Below are 16338 nucleotides of genomic sequence, written 5' to 3' on the forward strand. Positions count from 1 at the left end.
CCGGTCCGCACGCAGAAAATCGACCAAGGAGAAGCGTTGAGTACCACCCCTCGGAAGATCGCCTTCATCGGCCTCGGCATCATGGGCAGCCCGATGGCCGCCAACCTCGTCAAGGCCGGCCACACCGTCACCGGCTACAACCGCAGCCAGCCCGCCATCGACAAGCTCGTCGCCGCCGGCGGCAAGGGCGCGGGCAGCGTCGCCGAGGCCGTTGCCGACGCCGAGGTCGTCATCACGATGGTCCCCGCCGACCCGCAGGTCGAGGAGGTCGTCCTCGGTGAGGGCGGTGTCCTGGAGAACGTGAAGCCGGGCACGCTCGTCATCGACATGAGCAGCATCACCCCGCAGACCTCCGTCAAGGTCGCCACCGCCGCCAAGGAAAAGGGCGTGCGGACCTTGGACGCCCCCGTCTCCGGTGGCGAGGCCGGGGCGATCGAGGCTGTTCTGTCCATCATGGTCGGTGGCGAGGCGGACGACTTCGCCGACGCCAAGCCGGTTTTCGACGCCATGGGCACCACGGTCATCCACGTCGGTCCGACCGGCGCTGGCCAGACCGTGAAGGCCGCCAACCAGCTCATCGTCGCGGTGAACATCCAGGTCGTGGCCGAGGCCGTGGTCTTCCTGGAGAACGCGGGTGTCGACCTGCCGGTCGCGCTGGACGTCCTCGCGGGGGGCCTGGCCGGTTCGACCGTGCTGAACCGCAAGAAGGCCAACATGGTCAACCGCGAGTTCGCTCCGGGCTTCCGGATCGACCTGCACCACAAGGACATGGGCATCGTGACCGCCGCCGCCCGCGCCGTCGAGTCGCCGCTGCCGGTCGGTTCGCTGGTCGCCCAGCTCGTCGCCTCGTCCCGCGCAAGCGGCGACGGCTCGCTCGACCACTCCGCATTGCTCCGGGGTGTCGAGCGCCTCGCCGGACGAGAGGTGAACTGACATGGCGCGTATGACAGCGGCCCAGGCCGCGGTGGAGATCCTCAAGCGTGAGGGTGTCACTCACATGTTCGGGCTGCCCGGCGCGGCGATCAACCCGTTCTACGCCGCGATGCGGACCAACGGCGGGCTGACCCACGTCCTGGCCCGGCACGTCGAGGGTGCTTCGCACATGGCGGAGGGCTACACCCGTGCCAAAGCCGGCAACATCGGCGTCTGCATCGGCACCAGCGGCCCAGCCGGCACCGACATGATCACCGGCCTGTACTCGGCCGCCGCGGACTCGATCCCGATTCTGTGCATCACCGGACAGGCGCCGGTGTCCAAGCTGCACAAGGAGGACTTCCAGGCCGTCGACATCGCCTCGATCGCCAAGCCGCTGACGAAGGCGGCGACCACCGTCCTCGAGGCCGCTCAGGTCCCCGGTGTCTTCCAGCAGGCATTCCACCTGATGCGTTCCGGTCGTCCCGGCCCGGTGCTCATCGACCTGCCGATTGACGTCCAGATGACCGAGATCGAGTTCGACATCGACACCTATGAGCCGCTACCGGTCTACAGGCCGGTCGCGACCCGGGCCCAGATCGAGAAGGCCCTGGACATACTCCAGGCCGCCGAGAAGCCTCTGATCATCTCCGGAGGCGGTGTCATCAACGCGGACGCCTCCGACCTGCTGGTCGAGTTCGCCGAGCTGACCGGCGTGCCGGTCGTCCCCACCCTCATGGGCTGGGGCACGATCCCGGACGACCACGAGCTGATGGCCGGCATGGTCGGTCTGCAGACCTCGCACCGCTACGGCAACGCGGCGCTGCTGGAGTCGGATTTCGTCCTGGGTATCGGCAACCGCTGGGCCAACCGCCACACCGGCGCGATCGACAAGTACACCGAGGGCCGCACCTTCGTCCACGTCGACATCGAGCCGACCCAGCTCGGCCGCGTGTTCGCACCGGACTTCGGCATCGCCTCGGACGCCAAGGCCGCCCTGGAACTCTTCGTGCAGGTCGCGAAGGAACGCAAGGAGGCCGGGGCGCTCAAGGACCGTTCCGCGTGGGCGGCCGGTTGCCAGGAGCGCAAGGGCCGACTGTTGCGCAAGACTGACTTCGACAACGTGCCGGTCAAGCCACAGCGGGTCTACCAGGAGATGAACAAGGCATTCGGCCGTGACACCCGCTACGTCACGACCATCGGTCTGTCACAGATCCAGGCCGCACAGCTGCTGCACGTCTACGGACCGCGCAACTGGATCAACGCCGGACAGGCCGGCCCGCTGGGCTGGACCCTGCCGGCCGCGCTCGGTGTCGCCACGGCCGACCCCGAGAGCCAGGTCGTCGCGCTCTCCGGCGACTACGACTTCCAGTTCATGCTGGAAGAACTGGCTGTCGGCGCGCAGTTCAACATCCCCTACATCCACGTCGTCGTGAACAACGCGTACCTGGGCCTGATCCGCCAGGCGCAGCGTGCCTTCGACATGGACTACCACGTCCAGCTGGCCTTCGAGAACGTCAACGCCCCCGAGGTCGACGGCTACGGCGTGGACCACGTGAAGGTCGCCGAGGGGATGGGCTGCAAGGCGATCCGGGTTTTCGACCCGAACGAGCTCGGTGCCGCGTTCGACCAGGCCAAGAAGCTCATGACCGATTACCGCGTCCCGGTGGTCGTCGAGGTCGTCCTGGAGCGCGTCACCAACGTCTCCATGGGCGGCGCCGGCCTCGACTCGATCAACGAGTTCGAGCCGGTCGCCCTCCAAGCCTCGGACGCGCCCACGGCGGTGCTCAACACGCTCGACTGACCGGCCCCGCGCCCGCAGTCGCGTAGCGTCGGAAAACTCCTCCCGGCGGCGTGACCACATCCGGTCGTGCCGGGGCCGCCGGGAGGCGCCCTCCCTCCTTCCTCACCTCGTCATTCTTCGTTTCGAACCGCTCCGAGCAGCTTCCCGGAGCCCGGATCTCCCGGAAGTGAGATCGTGCAGATGATCCAGTCGGCACCCGCCGGCGGCCATGTCGTCATCGCGTCGGACAAGTTCAAGGGCTCGCTGACCGCCGTCGAAGTCTCCGACCACATCTCGGCGGGCCTGCGCGCAGTGATCCCGACCCTGCCGGTCCGCACCATCCCCATCGCTGACGGCGGCGAGGGCACCCTCCGGGCGGCCCTGTCCGCCGGCTTCCTCCGCGTCGACGTCACCGCCGACGGGCCCACCGGGGAACCGGTGCAGGCCGCCGTCGCGGTCAAGGACCGTACGGCGGTTGTAGAGCTGGCGCAGGCGTCAGGGCTGCACCTCCTGCCCGACGGCAGACCGGACGCCCTGAACGCGTCCAGCTACGGCGCCGGGCAGCTGATCCGGGCCGCCCTGGACGGCGGGTGCAGTCGCATCGTCCTCGGGCTGGGCGGCAGCGCCTGCACCGACGGTGGCGCGGGCCTCGTGCAGGCCCTCGGAGGGGCCTTGCTCGACAGCTCCGGGACCGAACTGCCGCGCGGCGGGGCGGCTCTGGCCAGGCTGCACACCATCGACCTGACCTCCTTGGACCCACGCCTGCGCCAGGCGGAGGTCATCATGGCCGGTGACGTCGACAATCCGCTGCTCGGTCCGCTGGGCGCCGCCGCTGTGTACGGCCCGCAGAAGGGCGCCACGGCGGAGGACGTCGAAGTGCTGGACGCAGCCCTGGCTCACTGGGCCAGGGCCACCGCCGCGGTGGTGGGCGACGAGCATGACCGGCGACCCGGCGCGGGAGCCGCCGGCGGCGTGGGCTTCGCAGCCATGGCCTTCCTCGGCGTTCAGCCGAGCGCGGGCATCGAGATCCTCATGGATCTGCTCGGCTTCCGCCAAGAGCTGGCCGGAGCCCGGCTGGTGATCACCGGCGAGGGGTCGCTGGACGCGCAGAGCCTGCACGGCAAGGCACCCGTCGGCGTGGCCGGCGCTGCTGGCACCCAGGGCGTCCCGGTGGTCGCGGTCGCCGGCCGCACCGAGCTGTCCGTCGAGCAACTGCGCAGCGCGGGCATCCGGGCCGCCTACTCCCTCACCGACATCGAATCCGACTCCGCACGCTGCGTCCGCGACGCCGGTGCACTGCTCGAACAGCGCGCCGCCGCGATCGCTGCGGACTGGCTGCTCGACCCGCCCTCGGCCGCCGGCCCGCACCCGGGCGATCACGCTGACCACCTGGAGAGGTTCCCCTCCGATGCGTGAGGCCACCGCTCACCGCGGTCGGGCAGGGCGGCCAGTCCGTCGCAGACGAGTATCAGCACGTCACGAACGCCCCGGTAGCCGTCCGTGGTGACCGCGATGGCCACGTAGACGGGCCGGTTGGCGACATGACCGGCCCCGGTACCGGTGGGCTCTCGTATTCAACTGTCGCCTGTTCCCCGTGGAGCCCAGCCTGCTGGTGACCGTGGGCGGCTGTTCGGCTCGGCGGCGACGGCGTCCAGGTGTTCGCGGGTGTGGGCGGACCAGGTCTGTGCCGATTGTGCGGAGGGAAGCCTTCTCCCGCAGCTGGTCCGCGATATGTATGCGCTCCTTCTCGCGCAGGGACCGCCGTCCGGAAACAGAAGCCGGTTCGGCCGGAGTCGGTCCGTCCCTCATTATGCTCATCACATGGCCTTAACACTCGCCCTGAACTACCCCGCCGCGGTACCCGCGGGACACAAGATCGAGGTCACCGAGTTCGTCGACATACGGCCGGAGAAGAAGCGCCACAAGCCCCTGACCTGGATGGACCCGTGTCAGTACCCGGTCATACTCGACCTGGATACCGGCATCCGGTACATGAACCATGTGCACGCGAGCCGAGGGGGCAACGGCGGCCTGATGCTCCATCCCTATCCGCTGGTCCCCCGCGGCGACCTCCAGGTGAGCCGGGTCTATCAAGCGGTGGTCAAGGCGTGCGCACTCGTGATGGTGGAGGGCTATGACAACCAGCACACCACGCTCCTGGTGGAGCCGGTGGAATAGTCCGAGTCGTCCCGGCAGCGGTGACTAGTGCTGTGACCGCGTAGGTTCGCCGGGTTGGTGTTGACGTGACGTGCTCGATGAAGCGGATGTGCTGGTATGCCTCAGCGGTAGTCGGCCAGGCCGTCCGCGAGTTCTTCTTCGTCGTTGTCGCGGACGGCGTAGAGGGCTTGCTGCAGGGCGAATGTGCCGCGGATCGCGGCGATGCGGGTGCGGAGTCCGTGGTTTGACCAGTTGCCCAGGGCGAGCACTCGCTCCAGGAGCTCGGGGCCGTAGCTGGCGCCGATGGCTGCGAGGTCTTCGGCCGGATCGCTGAGTGTGACATCGTCCCAGTCGAGTACGCCGGAGAGGTGCGGCAGGCCCTGCGTCCACTCCCACAGGACGTTTTCGGCACCGAGGTCGCCATGCACCACTGCTCGGGGGAGATGGGGGAGGCTGTCGAGTGCTGCGAGTTCCTGCTCGGCCCGTAGGCGCCCGCTGTCGGACATGAGCTGGAACAGTACCGCGCGCACGTTCTCCGCGAACTGTCGCCACCGGTCTTCTGGCGCCTGAGGGAGAACTGCTCGTACCGTCTCGTCGGTGCCGGCACGCGCCAGAGCGGACAGCAGCGCGGCGTACTGCGCCGCCACGGTGTCGACCATGCGGGCATCGTTGAGTGCGTCAGTCTCCAGCGGTTCCCCGGGAACGCGGCTGAGTACCAGGAACGGCACCTCGTCGGTGCCGTGGGCGCTGCCCTGAAACAGCGGCTCAGGTGTGCGGAAGCCGAGGTCGAGGGCGGCGAGTGCGTGAAGTGAGGCCGCCCGCTCGGGCAACCGGGCGGCCGCTGCCCGGGTGCGAGGCAGGCACACGACACGGTCTGAGCCAATGACCACCATGTGGAATTGCCCCTGACGTACTGCAAGGTCGTCCGGTTTGTCGTCGGGCAGCAGTCGGCTCAGCAGAGCACGCTGCGTCGTACGGATGCTCACGAGTGTGACCTCTGGATCCTTCGATGGGTCGGAGGCGATGTGCGCGACGTACTGTCAGGCCACGCCGGCGAGCGGGCGTAAGCCCCAGCGAATGCCCTTCTCGCTGCGGATACGGGACCGTTCTCGGCGTTGCGCGGCCAGGACGTCGGGATGCCGGGCGCTGGCGTTGCGCCAGCGCAGGTAGCGGTGCGGGGCGCGGGTCTGCGCGGGGTGGCCCGACGCCCGGCCCTGCACCAGCAACACCGGGCGAGCCGAAGCCCGCACACCCTTTCTCCGCTCGGCAACCCTCCAGGTCAGTGCGACTAGCGGGCCAAACCGCGCATCAGGAGCTCTGAGAGCTGAGCGTAGGCATCGGCATCGCCGAGGCCGGTGGCTGCGGCTACCTGGCGCTGTTGGATCCGCACCATCACGGCAGTGATGACGTCGGCGGCGAACGCCACGTGCACATCGCGGAACACACCCGCTGTGACGCCCTCGTCGATCAGCTGTTCCACGCGGCGGGCGGCCGCGCGTGTGTTGCGCTCGTAGATCTCCGCGGCAGGCTCGAAAACGGCCACGTCTTCGAAGAACTGAGGAGACAGCGGGCCGAGCTCGGCCGCCACAGAGTGGAGATACGCCGCCAGCCGGGCCGCGGGATCGCTCTCGGCGGCCACGGCGGCCTCGACGCGCTCGGTGGCTCCCCGGAAGAAGTGCACTACCGCGGCGCGGACCAGCTGCTCCTTACTGTCGGCCAACCCGTACAGGGTGCGCTTGGAGCAGCGAAGACGTGCCGCCACCTCGTCCAGAGTGAAGCGGGCGAAACCTTCCTCGGTCAGCAGCGCCACAAGCTCCTCGAACAGCTCGGAGCGCCGGGCGGAGCCCCGGCCTGTGAGCTTCGGGCCGGTTGGTGGGGAGGCCTTGATCATCTGGCAAGTATCCCAGAGGTGACACCACGACCGTTAAGCGCTACCTTGAGCGGTACTGACGTACCGCTTTAAGTACCGCTTGGAGCTGTGATGGCCGTCGACCGCATGCTTCCCACGCAGGAGGCCGAGGATCTGATCGACCTGACCCGCGAACTCGCCGAGAAGGAACTCGGCAAACGGGTCGAGGAGCACGAGGTGGACGAGCGCTACCCGGACGGGCTGTTCGCGCTGCTCGGCCGGGCTGGACTGCTGGGCCTGCCGTACCCGGAGGAGCACGGCGGCGGAGGCCAGCCGTACGAGGTATACCTGCAAGTTCTGGAAGAACTGGCGACCCAGTGGGCCGCCGTCGCAGTGGCCACCAGCGTGCACACTTTGGCCTGCTACCCCTTGCACGCCTTCGGCACCTCGGCACAGCAAGAACGCTGGCTGCCCCGCATGCTGGCCGGCGAATTCCTCGGCGGCTACAGCCTGTCCGAGCCCCAGGCCGGCTCAGACGCGGCAGCCCTGACCTGCAAGGCCGAACGCGTCGAAGACGGATACCGCATCAGCGGGACCAAGGCGTGGATCACCCATGGCGGCAAGGCCGACTTCTACGCTCTCTTCGCCCGAACGGCGCCGGGCACCCGTGGCATCTCCTGCTTCCTCGCACCAGGTGCGGCAGAGGGCCTCACCTTCGGCCGGCCCGAACGCAAGATGGGCCTGAATGCCATCCCGACCACCTCAGCGATGTGGGACGGTGCGGTCATTGATTCCGACCGACTGATCGGCGACGAGGGACAGGGCCTTGAGGTCGCGTTCAGCGCCCTGGACAGCGGGCGACTGGGCATCGCCGCCTGTGCCACTGGGCTCGCCCAGGCAGCCCTGGACACGGCCGTCGCCTACGCCAACGAGCGCACCACCTTCGGCCGCAAGATCGTCGATCATCAAGGTCTGGGCTTCCTTCTCGCCGACATGGCCGCCGCGGTGGACTCCGCCCGTGCCACCTATGTGGACGCTGCGCGTCGGCACGACCTGGGACGCCCCTTCAGCCGCCAGGCCAGCGTCGCGAAACTGGTGGCCACAGACGCAGCGATGAAGGTCACCACCGACGCCGTCCAAGTACTGGGCGGCTACGGCTACACCCGCGACTTCCCTGTCGAGCGATACATGCGTGAGGCAAAGATCATGCAGATCTTCGAGGGCACGAATCAGATCCAGCGACTGGTCATCAGCCGCTGTCTCGCCCGCTGACGCCCGAACACCCCGCCACCACCTCATCCCGCAGCCTCACGGCCTTCGCAAGGGAGAACCATGGACCTTTCCGGAACCGCGGCGCTGGTCACCGGCGCGGCCTCGGGTCTGGGCGCCGCGACCGCCGCCGCCTTGGCCGCGCGCGGTGCCGCCGTCTACGGCTTGGATCTCGAGAAGGCTGTTACCGCGGCCGGCCCGCAGCCGGACGGCATCACCCTGCTGGCCGCCGATGTCACCGAGGAGGAACCGGTCCGACGGGCGCTGGCACGCATCGACACTGACGGCGCGGAACTGCGACTCGCTGTCAATTGCGCCGGAATCGCTCCGTCGGCTCGCATACTGGGCCGCGGCGGCCCGCACAACCTTGACCTCTTCCACACCGTGCTCAAGGTCAACCTCCTGGGGACCTTCAACGTTCTGCGCCTGGCAGCCGAGACGATCGCCCGGTACGAGCCGGACAGAAACGGCCAGCGCGGGGTCATTGTCAACACCGCGTCAATCGCCGCGTTCGAAGGACAGGTCGGCCAGATCGCCTACTCCGCTTCTAAAGCCGGCGTCGCAGGCATGACCGTCACCGCGGCCCGCGACTTGGCCCGGCACGGTATCCGCGTGGTCACCATCGCCCCCGGCATCGTGGACACCCCCATGATGGCTGGCTTTGACGACGACGTACGAGCCAGCCTCGCGGGGAGCGTGCCCTTCCCCCAACGCCTCGCTCAGCCCAGCGAGTACGCGCTTCTGGTCACCGTGATCGCCGAGCACGACTACCTCAACGGCGAGACCATCCGTATGGACGGCGCCCTTCGGATGGGTGCCCGGTGAATGTCACCTTTCCGTAGGACCTCGGCAGAAAGAGCGGAAAGAACGTACTGTCGGCGCTGGGCTCTGTCCCCGGCGGATCGCAGCTGACGGAGGAACCAGTCCTCGGTCCGGGTTTCCTGCTGCCTTTCGGCTACCGGCATCCGGTTGGACAGGCCGCTGGACGAGATGCCTGTGGCCAGGCCCTTCGGGCGCGCCTGACGCACCAGGACACGCTTCCCGCAGAGCTGACCGACGTGTTCGGGAATCTCGTGCAGCCCCACCGTGGGCCACGCGAAGGCGAGACCGCCCAGCAGGCCACCTGCGGTTGCAGCTCCCCCTGCCCCTTCCTCCGGACCGCCCGCGCCTTGGTGTGCGCCGAGGCTCCTCGGATCACACGCCGCTTCTCCTCCTCGTCCACGCGATCACCTCTCGGGGCCCGCCCCTGGGGACCGCTGTCGTCTGAAGACAGCCCGTCTCCCGACGATGCCCGGGCGGTCTCGGCCTTTTGCTCGCTGTCGTCCCATACGGGCACGGCGCCGGCGGCGGGCAGCACGATCTGTTCCGCGTAGGAGCCGTAGGCGTACACCCAGGCGACCGGTCGCCAACGGCGAACTCGGTCACGCACGCGCCCAGCGCGCTCACCCGGCCGGCGCCCTCCATGCCCGGTACAAAAGGCGGTTCGCCGGTGGCCGCGTCGAGCGGGCGGGCGCCGGGGTCCATGCAGTTCCCCCCTGCCGCGGTTGTGTCCACCCGGATCTCTCCCGCTCCGGGCTCCGGGGTGGGCCGGTCGGTCAGCTGCAGCTGTTCCGGGCCGCCCAGTTCTTTCACGACGGTGGCCCGCGTCTCGCCTCCCTCTCTTCGGTCTGCATTCGCGACCTTCCCTCGTTTACAATGGACTGGCAAGTCCAGAATTTGAGGAGGGTCCGTGACCACCAGTGGAGCGTCCGCGCCGCGGCTGACCCCTAAGGGCATGGCCACCCGGCGCCGCATTGTGGAGGGGGCTGCCGAGGAGATCCGCGGGCGGGGCGTCACCGCGACGACGCTCGACGACATCCGCGCCCGTACCGCTACCAGCAAGAGCCAGATCTTCCACTACTTCCCCGGCGGGAAGGAGGAGCTGCTGCTGGCGGTGGCCGCCCGTGAGGCCGAGCGCGTCCTCGAAGACCAGGAACCGCACCTCAGCGGCCTGGGTACGTGGTCAGCGTGGCAGGACTGGCGTGACGCGGTCGTGCGGCGGTATGAGCGGCAGGGCGTCAACTGCCCGCTCGGCATGCTGATCACTGAGCTGGGCCGCGCAACTCCGGCCGCGCAGGCGCTCACGGGCCAGTTGATCAGACAGTGGCAGTCGGCCCTGTACACCGGCATCCGGCGCATGCAGGACAGCGGCGAGATCGACCGGCAGCTGGACGCCGACCGAACCGCGGCCGCGCTCGTCGCCGCGGTGCAGGGTGGCGTGACCATTCTGATGTCCACCGGTGCCATCACACACCTTGAGGCGGCACTCGATACGACGCTGACGCTTTTGCGCACCGCTGCTCCTACGGCGCGTTGACACGGGAACGGCTCCATGAGCGGACTGCTCGCATGGCGGCGGCCCTGCGAGCGGAGTTGAAGACCGTGCGCAAGGAGCATCAGAAACTGGCCACCGAACGGGACATCCCGCGCACGGCAACAAGGTTTTTCGCACAAGAGATGACCGGGTGAACCGCTGCCAGCTCCTTGAGGACCGTCGCCGGGCCTGGGGAGTGAAGCGGTTGTGTGCCGTGCTGGAGGTGGCCCGCTCCAGCTTCCGCAAGCCGCGGGCCGACCCCGCGGCCCGTGCCGCCCGCGAGCGGGCGGACGCCGTGCTTGCCGAGCAGATCAGGGCCGTGCATGCCGAGTGGAACGGCACCAACGCCTCGTCCCCGCATCACAGCCGAGCCGCGCGGTGGGGGTGAGCGCGCGAACCCCAAGCGTGTCGGACCGGTGATGCGGAAGTTCGGCATCGCCCGGCCGCGACTGCGCAGGCGCCAGGTCACCACCGTGCCCGAACCGTCCGCCGTACCCGTGCCGTACCCGTGCCGGACCTGTTCCGGACCTGTTCCGGTGCGACTTCACCGCGAGCGCGCCGAACACCAAGTACGTCGGGGACATCACCTACCTGCCGGTGGTTACGGCGAGCTTCTGTATCTGGCGAGGGTGATCGGGTGAAGACCGCAGCCTCGATCGGCGGGGACTCTGCCCTCGGGGCGATCACACGGTTCCGTGCACACAGCCGACTCGCGGTGGCCGCGAACTGGCCGCGGCGTCCGGGCTCCCTTCGATGCCAGGTCTGCGATCCATTCGCCAGGCACATGGCGGCGGTGACAACCTGCCTCGGATGACAACGGGCCTCCCGCTCCGGGGCCGGAGCGGGAGGCATGCCGGTTGCAGGGTCAGCGGAGCTTGCGGAAGGTTTTCCGGAGGTCGGAGGTGAAGGCTTCGGGGTTCTCGTAGTGGACGAAGTGGCCACCCTTCATGTGGGCATTGACGTTGACCACGTTGAAGGAGCTGCGCGTGAGCCCGTTCTCAAAGGCGGCGATGCGCTCTTCGACGGTGCTGACGGCGGGCGGATAGGCGTCGCCGAGGAGGAAGGTGAAGCCGGCAGGCGGCTCGACGATGGGCTGCCGGTTGTGGGAGGGCACCCACGGGTAGCGCACCGCGTTGCGGTACATGCGGATGGAGGTGCCGATGGACTGGGTCACCCAGAAGGTGGTGGCCTGGGTGAGGATGAAGTCGCGGGGGAAGTTCTCCTCGAAGTCGCCCCGCTTGTCGCTCCACTTCTTCCACCGCCGAAGCAGCCAAGCGAGCATGCCGATCGGTGAGTCGTTCAGGCCGTGGGTGAGGGTCGATGCGTCCAGCATGTGGACGGCGACGTGGGAGACGTAGGTGTCAACGAGGTTCTCAAGCCCCGCCCGCAGCTCCGGCGAGGCATCCTCGGGAATCTTGGCGCCGTCTGTCAGGTCCCAGAACCGCTCGTTGGCGAACTGGCCCGGAGGCATGTCCTGACCGTAGTGCAGGCCGATGATGCTGTCGGCGTACTTGTGGCCGAGTGCGCTCGTGACCAGGGCGCCGTAGTCGGAGCCGGCCACGCCGTACTTCTCGTAGCCCAGCACCTCGGTCATGAGCGTGTGCATGATGTCGGCGATCTTCCAGTAATTCAGGTCACCTCTGCCGACGGGGGTGGACCAGGCGAAACCGGGCAGGTCCGGCACGATGACGTCGAACGAGTCGGCCGGGTCACCGCCGTGGGCGGCCGGGTCTGTCAACGGGCCGATGAGCCCATAGCTGAACTCGCCGGGCCACGGCCAGCCAGGGTTAATGATCAGTGGTACCGGGTCGGGGCCCTTGCCGCGCTCGTAGACGAAGTGCACCGGTGCGCCGTCGATCTCGACCTTGTGCTGGTTGTAGGAGTTCAGCCGCTTTTCCTGAGCACGCCAGTCGAAGCCGTCCGCCCAGTACTCCACGAGCGGCTTGAGGTAGGCGGTACTGATGCCGTAGTACTCGTCCTCGTTGTCCAGGTCCTCGAAGAAGCGGGTCTTCTTCAGGCGGTCCTTGAGGTCGTCCAGGACGTCCTGGGCAACGTTGATCTTCCATGGTTCCAGCGCGCTGGTCCCGCTGTTGTCACTCATGGCAATTCTGCTTTCGTGAAGTCGGTGAAGAGGGGGGAGCTGTTGCCCTGGGGGCGGGTGCCACTGCATGGCGGAGTCGCGACCGGCCCCTGCCTGGGGGTGGCCCGCCCCGAGGCGGGGGAGTCAGTCGGTGAAGTCCAGGCGGACCCGGGTCTGCTTGAGCTCGGCGATGAACCACGTGCCGTTCGTCTTGGCAAAGCGTGCGTGGTAGTGGCCGAAGCCGTGCATGCGCCGGAAGGGGATATCCTCGGACGCCTCGGCGTTCTCGGGCCTGGTGATGATGTCCTCCATCGCCCATACGCCGTGAGCGGTGGTCGCCGAATCGACATCGATCTCGTCGGAGAACAGGTGGTGGACCAGGGTGACGCCGGGGCCGCCGCTGGCACCGACCGTCTCGGCGATCTTCTCCCGGCCCTCCATACGGAACCACACTGACCCATCCGGCTTGTGTGGTGTGAACGTACCGTCCGGTGTGAACAGGCCCGCAAGATCCTTCCAGCGCTGATGATCCGCGTAACGGACGTAGCGAGCCATCAGACGACGAAGATCCTCAGTGGCACTGAGACGCTCAACGGCATCCATAATTGATCACACTTCCTCCCGTGACGCGGACAGGCATCCACCCGCGAGGCGGTTTGCTCGGCTCGGTCCGTCAAGCGGACAGCGTGTCTCGCACACCGACGGGCGGCCTGGTGAGGGCTGTCGGCCAACCTGCTCGATGATGCGAACACCGCCGAGGAGGCCAACCCCCTTCTGGACTTTCTGGTCCACTCATCATGCGGCATCATAAATGGACCGGCAAGTCCAGAAAATGGGTAACGCGATCATGTTCTGGAGTGAGAACTGCGAATGCGAGGACCGGGCCACGGAGCACAAGGACGGCGCACGGTCCGGCCGCACCCGCAAAGCCCGACCGGCTCACCTTTCGGCGCGGGCGGCGCAGTCAGCGGTTGCACGCCGTGGTGCAGGTGATCGCACTGACGCCGGCAGGACGAGCCGGCGCGGCGCCCGCCTGGCCGCCGTCCTCAGCGCGGCGGTCAGCCGCCCCACCCCGCCGCTGTGGCTGATCCACGCCCTGCCCGACCCGCGCCGAAGACCCCGCGCGTCCTCGGCGTCGACGATTTCGCCCTGCGCAAGAGCCACGTCCACGGCAGCGCGCTGATCGACGTCGAGACCTGCCGACCCATCGACCTGCTGCCCGACCACGAGGCAGCGACCCTGACCCGCTGGCTGGCCGACCAACCCGGCATCGAGATCATCTGCCGCGACCGCGCCAGCGACCGAGCCCACGCGGACGCACGAGCCCGCCCGGCCGGAGATGCCTCGCAGCATCTGGAGCCCTGTCGATCGACACCCGCCGGCAGGGAGGGGGCAGGCGGGGCGCGGGGTCGCCATTGGGGGCGTTGGTGACGTCGCCGCCCAGTGGGCGGGCGGTCAACCGGCCGTGCTGTGCTCGGTCTCCGGCACCAGGGGCAGCCAGTGCACGGCGTTGTCACGGAAGGACGCGTGGATCGGCACGAGGTCTGGGCCGCTGGTGTCGTCAAGGGCGGTGACGTTGATGCCGATCTCTGGGATGTTGCTGTCGATCGCCGCGAGACGGCTGCCGCAGGTCGGGCAGAAGCCGCGCTTCGCCTCGCCTTCGAAGGTCTCGTACCAGGTTGGCTCGCCGCCCTCACCGGTCCAGGTGACTGTCTCGAATCCCACCCACCACATCACTGGTGTGCCGCCGAGCTTTTGACAGTGGCGGCAGACACAGGTGTGGGGGAAGACGGCCGACCCTCGGGTGGCGAAGCGCATGCGGCCGCACAGGCAGCCGCCGGTACGTTCCCCTGCTGTTTCGGCTCCCTGTGCGCCGGCGGGGGTGGCGTTCATCAGGTGATCTCCCGGGAACGATAGGCAAGTTGAGCCCATCAGTGTGCCATTGCTTCCATGATCGGCAGGAAGCTGTTGGCTGCTCTGGCGTGTCCCCGGCCGCGTGCGCCGATGGCGGAGGCGCACGGGCCGGGCGACAAAGGTCCGTCCGGATCAGGGACGTCCGAGGGCGCGGAAGGCCCGGCCAGTCTCGCGCCAGGTGTCGGTATTGAGGGTGCCGCGGTCGTCGATGACGCGTGGGGTGGCGGTTCGGGCGGCGAGTCTCAGCTGGCCGCCGCTCATCGTGGGGTCGAAGAGCCCACGATGAGCGGCGGTCCCGGAGCCTCGGGTCGGTGATCTCGTCGACGTGGCGCCAGGCGGCGTCGGAGTCGTCGCCGATACCCAGCTCCGGCTCGCCCGGCCCCTCGCCGCGGACCTCCGCCGGCCCTGGGAGAAACCCACCGCCTCCGACCGACTCACCCCGGACCGGGTCCGCCGGGGTTTCAGGAACATCCGCGCCCACCTCCCCTGCCCGACCCGCGTTCCCCACCCCCGAGGCACCGGCCCCGGACGGCCACCCGGCGCCAAGAACAAACACCGGGCACCCCGCTACGACGTCGGCAAGACCGTCCGCAGCTGTCCCGCGCACGGCCTGGCCGCCGCGTGTTTCCGCCACTATTGGGCCGCTCCAGGATGCCGCTGCCGCAGGATTACCTCCTTGTGTCCCTTCGCGGTCTGCGTCCGGACGGTGTCTGGGACGCGGTGCACTCCAAGGGCCTGCTGGAGTCGACTGTCGCCGCGTCCGCGCTCTACAACGAAGTCGTACTGATGGAGGTGTGCGAACGCCGATGCTCCGGGACGCGCGAGGGCTCTGCACGCGTCTTGCACGCTGCGGGCACTTCACTCGTTCCTTGCTCAGCCGGCGGTGAAGGCGGGGTAGTCGGTGTAGCCCTCGGTGTGACCGGCGTAGTGGGTGTCCCGGTCGCCGTCGGCCAGTGGGTGGCCCTGCGCGAAGCGCTCGACCAGGTCGGGGTTGGCGATGAAGGGGGCACCGAAGGAGACCGCGTCGACTATCCCGTGGTCGAGGATCTCGTTGCCGAGGGCCTGAGTGAAGCCGAGGTTGGCGACGATGTTGCCCTGGTAGTGGGCGCGGTAGCGGGAGAAGAGGGCGATGCGCTCCTCGATGGTGCCGGGGGTGCCCAGGAGGTGCAGGTAGGCCAGGTTGCTGTCGTTGAGCTTCCTGAGCAGCTGGTCGTAGTCGGCGAGTGTCTCCTCGTCCGCGGTGAACGCGGTTCCGCTGGTCCAGCCCGGGGACATTTTCACGCCGATGCGGTCGCTGCCCCACACGTCACTGACGGCGTCGAGGATGTCGAGGAGGAACCGGGCCCGCTTCTCGCTGCTGCCTCCGTAGGCGTCGGTGCGCTGGTTGAGACGGGGGTTGAGGAACTGCGGGATCAAGTGGGATACCTGGGCATGGAGTTCCACGCCGTCGAAACCGGCGCGGCGGGCGTTCTCGGCCGCATGACGGTAGTCGACGATGGTGTCGGCGATCTCAGCGGCGGTGTAGGCGCGCGGGGTGAGGGTGTCCTTCGGGCCGGAGGGAGTGAAGGACTTCTCGCCGGGGTTGATGGCCGAGGGTCCCGCGGGCAGGCGGCCGCCGAGGTGGTCGGGGTGGGAGGCCGCTCCAACGTGGCCGAGCTGGGAGATGATCCGTCCGCCCGCCTCGTGGACGGCTTCGGTGACCTTCGCCCAGCCGGCGGTCTGCGTGTCGGTGTAGATGCCGGGGACGTTGATGAAGCCGATCGCGTCGGGGCTGACCCAGGTTCCCTCGGTGACGATCAGCCCGGCGGTGGCGCGCTGTGCGTAGTAGGTCGCGTGCAGGTCGGTGGGGGCCAGCTCGCCGTTGTGAGCGCGGGCGCGGGTCATGGGGGCCATGACGACGCTGTTGGGGAGCTCCAGCGCGCCGAGGCGGACGGGCTGCAGCAGGGGCTGGGTGGTCATGAGTAACTTCCTGATGCCGAGGGGCGGATGGGGAGGAGAGCGAGGAATGGGCGAGGGCCCGG

17 protein-coding genes and 2 pseudogenes are annotated in these 16338 nt (G+C 68.6%); 10 read left to right on the forward strand and 9 right to left on the reverse strand.

What is annotated here, in order from left to right:
• Nucleotides 1–18: 18 nt before the first annotated feature.
• From AS97_RS44815 to AS97_RS44830, 4 genes are all read left to right on the forward strand, one after another.
• Nucleotides 19–933: a 2-hydroxy-3-oxopropionate reductase gene (locus AS97_RS44815; protein WP_349017647.1), complete on the forward strand. Its 915-nt coding sequence runs from the start codon at nt 19–21 to the stop codon at nt 931–933.
• A gap of 1 nt (nt 934) precedes the next feature.
• Nucleotides 935–2716: a glyoxylate carboligase gene (gene gcl / locus AS97_RS44820; RefSeq protein WP_210566936.1), complete on the forward strand. Its 1782-nt coding sequence runs from the start codon at nt 935–937 to the stop codon at nt 2714–2716.
• 180 nt (nt 2717–2896) lie between these two features.
• A complete protein-coding gene (locus AS97_RS44825; protein WP_210566937.1) occupies nt 2897–4111 on the forward strand; it encodes a glycerate kinase in 1215 nt (404 codons plus the stop codon).
• A gap of 405 nt (nt 4112–4516) precedes the next feature.
• The gene (locus tag AS97_RS44830; RefSeq protein WP_059147334.1) at nt 4517–4873 is read left to right on the forward strand and encodes a hypothetical protein; all 357 of its coding nucleotides are present in this window, start codon (nt 4517–4519) and stop codon (nt 4871–4873) included.
• A gap of 101 nt (nt 4874–4974) precedes the next feature.
• Here AS97_RS44830 and vph read toward each other — a convergent pair whose 3' ends face one another.
• The 3 genes from vph to AS97_RS44845 are packed head-to-tail and all read right to left on the reverse strand — an operon-like array spanning nt 4975 to nt 6743.
• Nucleotides 4975–5838, reverse strand: a complete 864-nt coding sequence (vph, locus tag AS97_RS44835) for a viomycin phosphotransferase (protein ID WP_210566938.1) — start codon at nt 5836–5838, stop codon at nt 4975–4977.
• A 54-nt stretch (nt 5839–5892) separates the two neighbouring features.
• The gene (locus tag AS97_RS44840) at nt 5893–6102 is read right to left on the reverse strand and encodes an integrase (protein WP_346160076.1); all 210 of its coding nucleotides are present in this window, start codon (nt 6100–6102) and stop codon (nt 5893–5895) included.
• A 38-nt stretch (nt 6103–6140) separates the two neighbouring features.
• Complete coding sequence (locus AS97_RS44845; RefSeq protein WP_055554935.1) at nt 6141–6743, reverse strand: TetR/AcrR family transcriptional regulator; 603 nt, start codon at nt 6741–6743, stop codon at nt 6141–6143.
• 90 nt (nt 6744–6833) lie between these two features.
• Between AS97_RS44845 and AS97_RS44850 the strand changes: the two genes are divergently transcribed.
• Both AS97_RS44850 and AS97_RS44855 read left to right on the forward strand, forming a co-directional pair.
• Nucleotides 6834–7973 carry an acyl-CoA dehydrogenase family protein gene (locus AS97_RS44850; RefSeq protein WP_210566939.1) on the forward strand — a complete coding sequence of 380 codons (1140 nt, stop codon included), beginning with the start codon at nt 6834–6836 and terminating at the stop codon, nt 7971–7973.
• A 60-nt stretch (nt 7974–8033) separates the two neighbouring features.
• Nucleotides 8034–8795 (forward strand): SDR family NAD(P)-dependent oxidoreductase, encoded by a 762-nt coding sequence (locus AS97_RS44855; RefSeq protein WP_210566940.1) that lies wholly within the window; start codon nt 8034–8036, stop codon nt 8793–8795.
• Between the two features lie 633 nt (nt 8796–9428).
• On the opposite strand, the pseudogene AS97_RS49150 reads toward AS97_RS44855, so the two are convergent.
• Nucleotides 9429–9827 (reverse strand): annotated as a pseudogene (locus AS97_RS49150) (hypothetical protein); the annotation flags it as partial.
• Between AS97_RS49150 and AS97_RS44860 the strand changes: the two are divergent.
• The gene (locus AS97_RS44860) at nt 9745–10326 is read left to right on the forward strand and encodes a TetR/AcrR family transcriptional regulator (protein ID WP_210567422.1); all 582 of its coding nucleotides are present in this window, start codon (nt 9745–9747) and stop codon (nt 10324–10326) included. The pseudogene AS97_RS49150 and the gene AS97_RS44860 sit on opposite strands and share 83 nt — an antisense overlap.
• A gap of 148 nt (nt 10327–10474) precedes the next feature.
• Nucleotides 10475–10711: a hypothetical protein gene (locus AS97_RS44865; protein WP_210566941.1), complete on the forward strand. Its 237-nt coding sequence runs from the start codon at nt 10475–10477 to the stop codon at nt 10709–10711.
• 477 nt (nt 10712–11188) lie between these two features.
• On the opposite strand, the gene AS97_RS44870 is transcribed toward AS97_RS44865, so the two are convergent.
• Nucleotides 11189–12424 carry an epoxide hydrolase gene (locus AS97_RS44870; RefSeq protein ID WP_210566942.1) on the reverse strand — a complete coding sequence of 412 codons (1236 nt, stop codon included), beginning with the start codon at nt 12422–12424 and terminating at the stop codon, nt 11189–11191.
• 123 nt (nt 12425–12547) lie between these two features.
• Entirely contained in the window at nt 12548–13006 is a 459-nt protein-coding gene (locus AS97_RS44875; RefSeq protein WP_059147329.1) for a nuclear transport factor 2 family protein, read from the reverse strand.
• A gap of 477 nt (nt 13007–13483) precedes the next feature.
• Here AS97_RS44875 and AS97_RS44880 point away from each other — a divergent pair, with 477 nt between their 5' ends.
• Nucleotides 13484–13834, forward strand: coding sequence for a transposase (locus AS97_RS44880; RefSeq protein ID WP_210566943.1), 351 nt, complete (start codon nt 13484–13486; stop codon nt 13832–13834).
• A gap of 24 nt (nt 13835–13858) precedes the next feature.
• Here the strand turns inward: AS97_RS44880 and AS97_RS44885 are convergent, their stop codons facing one another.
• A complete protein-coding gene (locus AS97_RS44885; RefSeq protein WP_210566944.1) occupies nt 13859–14296 on the reverse strand; it encodes a GFA family protein in 438 nt (145 codons plus the stop codon).
• A 153-nt stretch (nt 14297–14449) separates the two neighbouring features.
• Nucleotides 14450–14578, reverse strand: a complete 129-nt coding sequence (locus AS97_RS48800) for a hypothetical protein (protein ID WP_260613790.1) — start codon at nt 14576–14578, stop codon at nt 14450–14452.
• A gap of 79 nt (nt 14579–14657) precedes the next feature.
• Here AS97_RS48800 and AS97_RS48225 point away from each other — a divergent pair.
• A pseudogene (locus AS97_RS48225) lies at nt 14658–14909 on the forward strand (transposase); the annotation flags it as partial.
• A 281-nt stretch (nt 14910–15190) separates the two neighbouring features.
• Here the strand turns inward: AS97_RS48225 and AS97_RS44890 are convergent.
• The gene (locus tag AS97_RS44890) at nt 15191–16276 is read right to left on the reverse strand and encodes an alkene reductase (protein ID WP_059147326.1); all 1086 of its coding nucleotides are present in this window, start codon (nt 16274–16276) and stop codon (nt 15191–15193) included.
• Between the last annotated feature and the right edge of the window lie 62 nt (nt 16277–16338).

Origin of the sequence: Streptomyces sp. AgN23, assembly GCF_001598115.1 — a bacterium.
Lineage (GTDB): Bacteria > Actinomycetota > Actinomycetes > Streptomycetales > Streptomycetaceae > Streptomyces > Streptomyces antimycoticus.